Annotated in this window: 5 protein-coding genes, 1 pseudogene and 1 riboswitch; of the genes and pseudogenes, 2 read left to right on the top strand and 4 right to left on the bottom strand. The window is 65.0% G+C overall.

The features are described 5' to 3' along the window. The 3 genes and pseudogenes from Q0S16_RS16925 to gcvT form a co-directional block, all read right to left on the bottom strand. Nucleotides 1-836 (bottom strand): annotated as a pseudogene (locus Q0S16_RS16925) (glycine dehydrogenase (aminomethyl-transferring)); the annotation flags it as partial. A 125-nt stretch (nt 837-961) separates the two neighbouring features. After that, the gene (gene gcvH, locus Q0S16_RS16920; RefSeq protein WP_295850300.1) at nt 962-1,327 is read right to left on the bottom strand and encodes a glycine cleavage system protein GcvH; all 366 of its coding nucleotides are present in this window, start codon (nt 1,325-1,327) and stop codon (nt 962-964) included. Nucleotides 1,328-1,336: 9 nt separating this feature from the next. Further along, the gene (gcvT, locus tag Q0S16_RS16915) at nt 1,337-2,482 is read right to left on the bottom strand and encodes a glycine cleavage system aminomethyltransferase GcvT (protein ID WP_295850299.1); all 1,146 of its coding nucleotides are present in this window, start codon (nt 2,480-2,482) and stop codon (nt 1,337-1,339) included. A 133-nt stretch (nt 2,483-2,615) separates the two neighbouring features. Then, nucleotides 2,616-2,719, bottom strand: a riboswitch (glycine riboswitch). 229 nt (nt 2,720-2,948) lie between these two features. Here gcvT and alaS point away from each other — a divergent pair. Further along, complete coding sequence (gene alaS, locus Q0S16_RS16910; protein ID WP_295850296.1) at nt 2,949-5,630, top strand: alanine--tRNA ligase; 2,682 nt, start codon at nt 2,949-2,951, stop codon at nt 5,628-5,630. A gap of 225 nt (nt 5,631-5,855) precedes the next feature. Further along, nucleotides 5,856-7,544 (top strand): YbaL family putative K(+) efflux transporter, encoded by a 1,689-nt coding sequence (gene ybaL, locus Q0S16_RS16905; protein WP_295850293.1) that lies wholly within the window; start codon nt 5,856-5,858, stop codon nt 7,542-7,544. Nucleotides 7,545-7,703: 159 nt separating this feature from the next. Here the strand turns inward: ybaL and Q0S16_RS16900 are convergent. Further along, nucleotides 7,704-9,704, bottom strand: a 2,001-nt coding sequence (locus tag Q0S16_RS16900; RefSeq protein ID WP_295850291.1) for a prolyl oligopeptidase family serine peptidase, incomplete at its 5' end; no start/stop codon positions are given.

Raw genomic sequence — 9,704 nt, 5'->3', positions numbered from 1 at the left:
CCGCCATAGCCCATCGGCACCCCAAACCGCTGCGCCGAGCCGATCGCGATGTCGGCGCCGAGTTCGCCCGGCGAGGCCAGCAGCGTCAGTGCCAGCAGATCGGCGGCGACGATGGCCAGCGCGCCCCTGGCCTTCAGCGTCGTCACCGCCTTGCGCAGGTCGCGCACCACGCCGGACGTGCCGGGATATTGCAGCAGACCGCCAAACACATCGGCCTTGTCGAGATCGGTCAGTGGATCGCCAATCACCAGCGTCCAGCCCAGCGGCTCGGCGCGGGTGCGCAGTACGGCAATCGTCTGCGGATGCACCTCGTGATCGACGAAGAACATCCGTGTCGTCACGCTTGCGGCCCGCTCCGCGAGTGCCATCGCCTCCGCTGCCGCGGTCGCCTCGTCGAGCAGCGAAGCGTTCGCAACGTCGAGCCCGGTAAGGTCGCAGATCATGGTCTGGAAATTGAACAGCGCCTCGAGCCGGCCCTGGCTGATCTCCGGCTGGTACGGCGTGTAGGCCGTGTACCACGCTGGATTCTCCAGGATGTTGCGCTGGATCACCGCCGGCAGAATGGTGCCGGAATAGCCTTGGCCGATCAGCGAGGTGAAGACCTCGTTCTGGGTCGCCAGCTCGGTCATGTGCGCCAGCGCCTCGGTTTCGCTCAGCGCGCGGCCGAGATCGAGCGGCTTCGCCTGCCGGATCGACGCCGGCAGCGTCTCGCCGATCAACGACGACAGCGACTTGGCACCGACCGCTTCCAGCATCGAAGCGATATCGGACGGCGAGGGACCGATGTGGCGGCGGACGAAATCGCTGGCGATGTCAGTGGAGACTTGTTCAGTCATCGGCTCTTCCTCGAACGATATGTTTGATCGTAGGGTGGGCAAAGGCGCCCTTGCGCCGTGCCCACGCTTTCCCGCAGCAACAAAAAGACGTGGGCACGCTTCGCTTTGACCACGCTGCGAAGGCCTCAGGCGACGTGAGCCTGGTACGCGGCCTCATCCATCAGGCCGTCGAGCTCACTCTTGTCGGCCAGCCTCACCCTGAAGAACCAGGCCTTGTCGGCGGCGTCGGAATTCACCATGGCCGGCTCCTGCGCCAGCGCCGCATTGACCTCGATCACTTCGCCGCTGACCGGCGCATAGACGTCGGAGGCGGCCTTCACGGATTCGACCACCGCGACGGCCTCGGCCTTCTTCAACTGGCGGCCGAGTTTGGGCAGTTCGACGAACACGACATCGCCGAGCTGCGACTGGGCGTAGTCGGTGATGCCCACGGTGACGACGTCGCCGTCGAGCTTGAGCCATTCGTGGTCGGTGGTGAAAAGGGTGGTCATATCAATTCCTCAACGCTGGTAGCTGTGGGGGATGAAGGGCATCGGTGAAACGCGCATCGGCATGCGCTGGCCGCGCAGCTCGGCGAACACGATCGTGCCGTCGGCGCCATGCGCGGTCGGCAGATAGCCCATCGCGATCGGCGCCGCGGCGCTCGGACCGAAACCGCCCGATGTGACGCGGCCGAGGGCATCGCTGGAAGTGGCGTCCGCGAACAGCGTCGCGCCCTCGCGCACCGGGGCACGGCCTTCCGGCCGCAGGCCGACGCGTCGTCGCGGCGCACCGTCGTCCAACTGTGCGAGAATCGTTTCGGCACCAGGGAAACTACCGGCGCGTGCGCCTCCCGTGCGCCGACTTTTCTGGATCGACCAGTCCAGCCCGGCTTCGATCGGCGTCGTCGTGGCGTCGATGTCATGACCGTACAGGCACAGCCCGGCCTCGAGCCGCAGGCTGTCGCGGGCGCCAAGCCCGATCAATCCCGCGCCGGCGTCTACCAGCGCCGTGGCCAGCGCCTCGGCCTGGCCGGCCGGCACCGAGATCTCGAAACCGTCCTCGCCAGTGTAGCCGGAGCGCGAGACAAAGCAGTCGATGCCGTGCACGACATGCGGCTCGGCATCCATGAAGCGCATCGCCGGCGCCGCGGCGCAGAACGCCGCGAGGATGCCGGCCGCTTCTGGTCCCTGCAGCGCGATCAGCGCGCGGTCGGGCAGTGCCTCGATGTGGCAATCGCCAGAGAGGTGCGCGCGCAGATGCGCCTCGTCAGCGTGTTTGCACGCGGCATTGACCACCAGAAACAGATGATCGCCGAAATTCGCCACCATCAAATCGTCGAGAATGCCGCCGGCCGCATCGGTGAACTGGGCGTAGCGCTGCCGGCCCGACGGTAGCGCGGCGATGTCCTGCGGCAGCAGCCGTTCCAGCGCCCGCGCGGCGTCCTCGACCCGGCCGGATTTCGGCCGCAGCGTGATCTGACCCATATGCGAGACGTCGAACAGGCCAGCGGTGCTGCGGGTCTGCAGATGTTCCTTGAGCACGCCGGCAGCGTATTGCACCGGCATGTCATAGCCGGCGAACGGCACCATCTTGCCGCCGCGGGCGAGATGCAGCGCGTGCAGCGGAGTATGCAAAAGCCTGGGAACGGTGTCGGGATCGAGCATGCGGACGGGTCCTCGCGGCCTCCCGGGACCATCCCGAAAAACCTGCCAAGCCCCATCTGTCGCTGTGCCTGAGAGTATTATCCCGTCGGCGGATGCCATGGCTTTCGGCCGCGGCGTCTCTTTCCAGATGTTACCCAGTCACGCGGTCCGTTTGCCTGAGAGTTTCCGGGGCGGTTGCTCCTTCGGCGCCAGCCCTCTTCCTCGCAGAAGCGGCCGATCTCTCCCGACGTGACGTCGTTCAACGGACAGAAGATGATCACGGCGCCGGGGCCGCTGTCAACGCGGCGGGGCCGCGATCCACATCCTGTGTTGCCGCGGCAAGCCCATGATCTCGCTAAATGATCTCGCGGTCTGATGCGCGGCAGGCTTTCTGGACAGCGCCAGCCCCCTTGTCTAAAAGCGTTTCGCCGGGAGACCGCGCTCCGGGCAAGATTTTGGGCGATTTTAAGGTGCGATTGGGACTGATATGAGCGGCGTCAACGAAATCAGGTCGGCATTTCTGAATTACTTCGCCAGCAATGGCCACGAGATCGTGCCGTCATCGCCGCTGGTGCCGCGCAACGATCCGACGCTGATGTTCACCAATGCCGGCATGGTGCAGTTCAAGAACGTCTTCACCGGCGTCGAGAAGCGGCCATACCAGCGCGCCACCACGTCGCAGAAATGCGTCCGCGCCGGCGGCAAGCACAACGACCTCGACAATGTCGGCTACACCGCCCGGCACCACACCTTCTTCGAGATGCTCGGCAATTTTTCGTTCGGTGATTATTTCAAGGAACGCGCCATCGAACTGGCGTGGAACCTGATCACCCGGGAATATGCGCTTCCCAAGGACCGCCTGCTGGTCACGGTCTATTCCGAAGACGATGAAGCCTTTAATCTCTGGAAGAAGATCGGCCTGCCGGAATCGAAAATCATCCGGATCCCGACCTCTGACAATTTCTGGCAGATGGGCGACACCGGCCCGTGCGGCCCGTGCTCGGAAATCTTCTTCGACCATGGCGACAAGATTCCCGGCGGCCCTCCCGGTTCGCCCGATGAAGACGGCGACCGTTTCATCGAGATCTGGAACCTGGTGTTCATGCAGTTCGACCAGCTGGCGCCGGGCAACCGGCTGTCGCTGCCAAAACCGTCGATCGACACCGGCATGGGGCTGGAGCGCATCGCCGCGGTGCTGCAGGGCAAGCATGACAATTACGACATCGACCTGTTCGTCGCACTGATTCACGCCATCGCCGAGATCACCGGCGCCGATCCGCAGGGCCCGATGAAGGCCTCGTTGCGCGTCATCGCCGACCATCTGCGCGCGTCGTCGTTCCTGATCGCCGACGGCGTGCTGCCGTCGAATGAAGGCCGCGGCTATGTGCTGCGCCGGATCATGCGCCGCGCCATGCGTCACGGGCAACTGCTCGGCGCCAAGGAGCCGCTGATGTGGCGGCTGGTGTGGGCCTTGGTGCGCGAGATGGGCCAAGCCTATCCCGAACTGGTGCGCGCCGAAAAGACCATCGAGGAAACGTTGCGGCTCGAAGAGACCCGCTTCCGCAAGACGCTGGACCGCGGCCTGACCATTCTCGATGACAAGAGTGCCAGCCTGAAGCAGGGCGACATGTTCGACGGCGAGACCGCCTTCACGCTGTACGACACCTATGGCTTCCCACTCGATCTGACCCAGGATGCACTGCGCAACCGCGGCATCGGCGTCGATCTCATCTCGTTCACCGACGCGATGGAGCGTCAGAAGACCAAGGCCCGCGCGTCGCGTTTTTCTTCCGGCGAGACCGCCACCGAGAACATCTGGTTCGGCCTGCGTGACAAGCTCGGCGCCACGGAATTCCTGGGCTACGAGACCGAGACCGCCGAAGGCGTGGTCGGCGCGCTGGTCAGGGACGGGGCCGAAGTGGCCGAACTGAAAGCCGGCGAGACCGGCGCGATCGTGGTCAACCAGACGCCGTTCTATGCGGAGTCCGGTGGCCAGGTCGGCGACAATGGCGTGATTTCTGGGGACGGCGTCGTGTTCAAGGTGACCGACACCCAGAAGCGCGCCGGCGATCTGTTCGTGCACCTCGGCACCGTGGAGCAGGGCACGTTGAAGCTCGGCGCCGCGATGGCGCTGAACGTCGATCATGACCGACGCTCGTCGATCCGCGCGCATCATTCCGCGACGCATCTGCTGCACGAGGCGCTGCGCCAGGTGCTCGGCGATCACATCGCCCAGCGCGGCTCGCTGGTCGCGCCGGACCGGCTGCGCTTTGACTTCGTGCATCAGAAGCCGATCAGCGCCGACGAGCTGCGGCGCATCGAGGACATCGCCAACCGGGTCGTGCTGGAAAACGATGACGTTACCACCCGCTCGATGGCGGTGGACGACGCCCGCGAGGCCGGCGCCCGCGCGCTGTTCGGCGAGAAATATGGCGACGAGGTCCGTGTCGTCTCGATGGGCCGGATGCCGCGTGACTCCGGCAGCAACGCGCTGGGCTGGTCAGTCGAATTGTGCGGCGGCACCCATGTGCGGCGCACCGGCGATATCGGCATTATCTCGGTCACCGGCGAAAGTGCCGTATCCTCTGGCGTGCGCCGTATCGAGGCGCTGACCGGTAACCATGCGCGGCACCATGCCAACGCGACGATGCAACTGGCGAAGATCTCCGCGAACGAACTGCGCACCACGATCGAAGACATGCCGGTGCGTATTGCCGCGCTGATGGACGAGCGCAAGAAGCTCGAGCGCGAATTGTCGGAAGCGAAGAAGACGATCGCGATGGGCGGCGGCGGTGCGCCCGGTTCAGCGGCCGCAAACGGCGCCGGCGCCGACTTCAAGATGGTCGGCGACGTCAAGCTGATGACGAAAAGCGTCTCCGGCATCGAGATGAAGGATCTCAAGAGCCTCGCTGATTCCGGCAAGAAGCAGCTGGAATCCGGCGTCGTGGTGATCATCAATGTCGGCGAGGACGGCAAGGCCGGCGTCGTTGTTGGCGTGACAGCCGATCTGGTCGCGCGCTTCAACGCCGTCGATCTGGTGAAGATCGCCTCCGAAGCCCTTGGCGGCAAGGGCGGCGGCGGCCGCCCCGACATGGCGCAGGCCGGCGGCCCCGACGGCGGCAAGGCCGACGCGGCACTGGCCGCGATTGAGAAGGCGATGAACGGTTAGCTCGTCATTCCGGGGCGCGAGCGCGTAAGCCGCGAGCGAACCCGGAATCCCGAGAAGGGACGATGAACATATGGAGATTCCGGGTTCGCGTTCGGCTGACGCCGCCCGCGCCCCGGAACGACGTCCGGCAAGAGCAGCTCGCATGGACGTGAGCCGGTTGCACTGCGGCGATGGGTAGCCGCGGCGGCGGGTTACATCTCCGCGCCATCCGCGGCAAAATGCGGCATGAGCCATAACACCCCGTTGATTTCCACCGTCGTGGTCGGCCTGGTGCTGGCCTTCATTCTCGGAACCCTCGCGCATCGCATCCGCGTTTCGCCGCTGGTCGGCTATCTGATGGCCGGTGTGCTGATGGGACCGTTCACGCCCGGCTACGTCGCCGATCAGAACATTGCCAATGAACTGGCCGAAATCGGTATCATTCTGCTGATGTTCGGCGTCGGTCTGCATTTCTCGCTGAAGGATCTGTTGTCGGTCCGCAAGATCGCGATTCCCGGCGCCATCGTGCAGATCACGGTCGCCACCCTGCTGGGCATCGGCATGGGCAGGCTGCTCGGCTGGCCGATTGGCGGCGGGCTGGTGTTCGGCCTGGCCCTGTCGGTGGCTTCGACCGTGGTGCTGCTGCGCGCGCTGCAGGAGCGGCGGCTGGTCGACAGCGAACGCGGCCGTATCGCGATCGGCTGGCTGATCGTCGAGGATCTGGCGATGGTGCTGACGCTGGTGCTGCTGCCGGCGCTCGCCGGCATTCTCAAGGGCGACGCCGGCAACGACGCCGATCTGTCGACGATCGCAATGCCGGTGCTGGTCACGCTCGGCAAGGTCGCGGCTTTCGTGGTGTTCATGCTGGTGGTTGGCCGCCGCGTGATCCCGTGGCTGCTGCATTATGTGGCCCATACCGGCTCACGCGAATTGTTTCGCCTCGCGGTGTTTGCGATCTCGCTCGGCGTCGCCTTTGGCGCCGCGATCCTGTTCGACGTCTCCTTCGCGCTCGGCGCGTTCTTCGCCGGCATGATTCTCAGCGAATCCGAGCTCAGCCAGCGCGCCGCCTCCGAAACCCTGCCGCTGCGCGACACCTTCGCGGTGCTGTTCTTCGTTTCGGTCGGCATGCTGGTGGATCCCGCGATCATCCTGCGCGAGCCGCTGCCGCTGCTGGCCACCGTGCTGATCATCATCTTCGGCAAATCGATTGCCGCGTTCGGCATCGTTCGGCTGTTCGGCTATCCCAACTCGACGGCGCTGACGATCTCCGCGAGCCAGGCGCAGATCGGGGAGTTTTCCTTTATTCTGGTCAGCCTTGGCGTCAGTCTGGCGCTGCTGCCGGATCGTGGCCGCGACCTGGTGCTGGCCGGCGCGATCATTTCGATCATGCTGAATCCGATGTTCTTCGCGCTGCTTGACCGCGCACTGGCGAGGGATGATGCCAGGAAGCCCAACGAGATCAAGCCGGCCTTGAAGGAAAGCGTGGTGGCGCGCGTGCTGTGGGAGACCCAGCTCAGCGACCACGTCGTGCTGGTCGGCCATGGCCGTGTCGGCAAGGTGGTCAGCGCCGCGTTGCGCAGCCTCGGCACCTCGGTGCTGGTGATCGAGGACGATCAGGGGCTGGTCGAGGCCCTGCACAAGGAAGGCATCGAGGTCATCCTCGGCAATGCCGCCGCGCCTGACATGCTGGAGGCCGCCAACATCACCGGCGCGCGCGGATTGCTGGTCGCGATCCCCGATGCGTTCGAAGGCGGCCAGATCGTCGCCAAGGCGCGCGCGCTGAGCCAGACCCTGCCGATCATTGCGCGTGCGCATTCCGAGGAAGAGATCGCGCATCTCAAGCATCACGGCGCCAATGAGGTGATCATGGGCGAGCAGGAAATCGCCAAAGCGATGCTGGCACAGATTGCGATGGCAGCGCGGGCGACGGCGTAGTTTCGTATCGGCCGTGCGCGCCCTCGCCCCGCGCTTGCGGGGTGAGGGCGGGGTGAGGGGTGCTTCCGATCTGCAAATGCGGAGAAAACGCGTGCCTCGCCCCTCACCTGACATTAGCTGCGCGAATGCCGACCTCTCCCCGCAAAGAGCTGGAAGAGGTTAAGAGGCCGCGATCGTCTTTCGTAGAAATGCGAAGCCGAGCGACTGGCTCTGCGCCTGCTTGGTGTTGTCCACGGCGCCGGAATGGCCGCCAGCGACGGTCTCGTTGAACCAGACCGGATAGCCCAGTTGCTCCAGCCTTGCGGCCATCTTGCGGGCATGGCCGGGATGGACGCGGTCGTCGGTCCGGTTGGTGGTGATGAAGATCGGCGGATAATGCTTGCCGGGCTCGATCAGATGATACGGCGAGAATTTTCGGATGAAATCCCATTCCGCCGGAATTTCCGGATCGCCATATTCCGCGATCCAGCTTTGCCCGGCCAGCAGCTTGGTGTAGCGCGACATGTCCAGAAGCGGCACGCTGCACCAGATCGCGCCGAACAGTTCTGGATAGCGCGTCAGCATGTTGCCGACCAGCAGCCCGCCATTGCTGCCGCCGTGACAGGCGAGTTTTTGCGCGGAGCTCACGCCCGACGCCGCGAGGTCGTGCGCCACGGCGGCGAAATCATCATGGGCGAGATGTTTTGTCGCCTTGCGCGAGGCGAGATGCCAGGCCGGGCCGAATTCGCCGCCGCCGCGAATATTGGCGATCGCATAAAGATGGCCCGCTTCGAGCCACAGCTTGCCCGCGATGCCCATATAAGCGGGCGTCATCGACACCTCGAAGCCGCCATAGCCGTACAGAACAGTCGGCCGCGGCGTGCGTGAATCGGCGAGCTTCTTGCCGATCAGAAAATAGGGGATGTGGGTGCCGTCGGCGGCGACCGCGTGGCACTGCTTGACCTCGATGCCATCGGAATCGAAATTGCGCGGCGCGTGCTTCAATTCCTCCAGGGGCCCGTTGCCATGCCATAGCGCCGTGGTGGTCGGGCGGTCGAAGCCGGTGGTGGTGAGCAGCACGTCTTCGCCGAGGTCGGCATCGTCTTCGCCGCCAAACGCCGCGGCGCTGATCGTGGCGTTGTCGGGCAGGCCCGGGATCGCGGTCTCCACCCAGCCTTCGCCGTGTCGCTGCGTCAGCGCGATGCGACCACGGACGTTGTCGAGAATTTCCAGCACGACGCCATGGCGCGTCTCGAGCCAGGATTGCAGCGCGCGAACCGGCGTCGGCGTGAAGATGATCTCGAAGTCCCGGTTGCCGTCGATGAAACGGTCGAGATGGATGACCGCCACCGCGCCGGTCGGGATGGTCAGTTCGCCGACCTTCCAGTCCTGCTTCGGGCTGACGATCAGATCGTCGGCATCACAACCAATGTCGATCTCGTCGGGCAATTCCAGCCGAACACGCTTTCCGGCATGCGGTCCTTCCGCCTGCTCGACGAAGATATGCGAGCGCGTAAAATCCAGCGCCCGCCAGTACATTGCGCGGCGATGCGTGGGCCGGCGGTTGACGCCGAACCATGCCGCGACGTCCTGCTTCTCCGCCTCGAACACGATCTCGGCCGCGGAAATCGGTGTGCCGCGCGTCCATTTGCGGATCACGCGGGCATAGCCGGCCTCGGTGGTGTCCTCGGCGGTCTGTGCGCTGCCGAACAGCAGCGTGTCCTGATCCTGCCAGCTCGCTTGTGTCTTGGCCTTTGGAATGAAGAAGCCATTCTTGACGAAGCTTTTGCTGGCGATGTCGAATTCGCGGACCTCGACGGCGTCGGTGCCGTTGAACGACAGGCTGATCAGCGCGCGGCTCTTGTCAGGCGAACGCGCGGCGCCGGAAAACGCCCAGGAGATGCCTTCCGCGGCGTTCAGCGCATCGATGTCGAGCAGCACGTCCCAGTCGGGCGTATCGGTCTTGTAGCTGGCAAGCGTGGTGCGCCGCCACAGCCCGCGCGGATGCGCCGCGTCCTTCCAGAAATTGTACAGATGCTCGCCGGACTTGCCGACAAAGGCGATGCGGTCGTCGGCGTTGAGGATTTTCAGCACCGCGGCGTAATCGGCGCGGTAGGCGTCGTCGCACAGCGCCGCGTCGGTGCGCGCATTCTGTGCCTCGACCCAGGCCACGGCGCGCTC

Source organism: Tardiphaga sp., from assembly GCF_025356345.1.
Classification (GTDB): Bacteria; Pseudomonadota; Alphaproteobacteria; order Rhizobiales; family Xanthobacteraceae; genus Tardiphaga.
The sequence above is the reverse complement of the archived record's forward strand: the minus strand, read 5'-3'. Positions and strand labels throughout refer to the sequence as shown.